The organism is Ventrimonas faecis, assembly GCF_040096075.1.
In the GTDB taxonomy this organism is placed as follows: Bacteria; Bacillota; Clostridia; order Lachnospirales; family Lachnospiraceae; genus Brotaphodocola; species Brotaphodocola faecis.
Window position 1 is genome coordinate 1 of record NZ_JBBMFJ010000068.1, and the last position, 1,726, is coordinate 1,726.

A 1,726-nucleotide genomic window follows, 5' to 3' on the forward strand; every position below is an offset into this window, starting at 1 on the left:
ACGCAGCCAGAAAGATATTGATGAAAGCTGAAAATTTTGGCTTTATCAATACCATTCTGGCTGTGTTGTTATTATCCGTGGCGGAGCCAATATAGTAGGAAGTGAAAGAGCCCGTCTCCCGGTATTTTCCGCATATCTGGTTGTTTGCATCTTGAGCACACACATCCGAATGTGGCGGATGTTAATCCGACACAGGCGAACGCGTGTTAGCGAGAGCAAGCAAACAACGATATGTGGAAATAAAGGGAGGCGGGCTCTTTCACTTCCGGACCTTTAGTAGATCCGTCGTAACTGTTCAGTACCCTCACAGTTACGATCCGTCCCTATATTGCTATTGAATTCGAAACTTCTCCAGTATCTCCGGCTTCACATTCTTCGCATCCAGATGATGTTTCTCCAGATAGGACGCATATTTGTGCAGATCGTATTTTAACGGTGACTGCGCGGAATCGAGGTCGTGTGTCTCCAGATAATCGCGCATGATGGCCCGCCGTTCTTTTCCTGATTTTCCCATGTTTCATTCCTCCTGACTCGTTTCCCTGTTTCTTTCGAACTTTCTTCTGAAATTATAGCAAGCCCGGACTGAAATTGCAATGAGGCCCGGGGCACATAGTCCCGGACCTCAGGTGCGTTTACCTCAAATATCTGCAATTCCGTATCGATCTCAAAAGCTACAGAGTTTATCTTCTGCTGCTTATTCAACACTTCAGATTGTTCCAGTCACGATCAAAGTGCTGACACCCGGGCTGGTGGTCCACTCTCCGGTTTCCGGGTCCTGGGTGTAGATGGCCGCCGGAACCGTTACTTCGCCAAGTACTGTAGCAAAGGCACCTGTGGTTTCATCGTAGGTGTAGTTGGTGGGATCGGTCCAGGCGGTTCCGTTGAAGGTAACTGTCAGGTCTCTTAAGATCGGATCAAAGGTATCCGTCACGATAACTTCGGTGGTCGGATCTGCCGGAACATTGCCGGTGTTCTGGATCACAAAGGTGTAGGTCAGTCTGCCGCACTCGGTTACCGGAACCGGGCTGACAGATTTGGTGATGGAGAGGATCGGCTCTGCCACCGCGGAAATGGTTTCCGTTGCAGTGATTCCGGTAATGCAGGTTCCGGATACGGTCACCACGTTGGTGATCTCCGATTCGATCCGTAGCGGCGCGTAGGCGTTCAGTCGGGTCTCATAAACGATGGTGGCATTGCCGCCTGCCGGCACGCTGATTCCAGTGATCACAAGGGGCGGTCCCGCTTCCACCGTGGGAGCCGTCTGGATGACACCATTCCGGTAGTAGTGGATGGTTCCTGCAACGTAATCCAGCGGAGTACGCTCTTCTTCTCCGAAGGCATATCGTCCCAGGTCATCCGTCAAAGTCAGACCGGTATACTCTGTGGTGCCGGAATTCACAATACTGATGATATAGGTTACGGTATCATCCTGCCGGTAGGTCCGTTTTACCGCAGTCTTGGTGACAGCCAGAACTTCCTGAATTTCTCCCACAGTAATATTGGAATTGGCTACTTCATTTCCGTAACGCAGCTGCGCCTGATTCGTGAAAAATGCCATATGCTGTTGTCCCCTTTTTGAAGTGGTTACACTATACCATATGACAAAACCAGGAAGCTGGTGCAGAGCTTGTATCATTCATAAATAGTTTGTCCGTAACTGTTCAGTACCCTCACAGTTACGGGCAAAAATCCATTGAAAATTGCCTTCGGCAATGGGATTTTTGCC

Annotated in this window: 2 protein-coding genes; both read right to left on the minus strand. The window is 49.7% G+C overall.

All coding sequences use genetic code 11. The annotated features are described in order from the left end of the window. Positions 1 to 331: 331 nt before the first annotated feature. Entirely contained in the window at positions 332 to 514 is a 183-nt protein-coding gene (locus WMO41_RS15775; protein WP_349230588.1) for a hypothetical protein, read from the minus strand. Positions 515 to 706: 192 nt separating this feature from the next. Further along, positions 707 to 1,558, minus strand: a complete 852-nt coding sequence (locus WMO41_RS15780; protein ID WP_349230589.1) for a hypothetical protein — start codon at positions 1,556 to 1,558, stop codon at positions 707 to 709. Between the last annotated feature and the right edge of the window lie 168 nt (positions 1,559 to 1,726).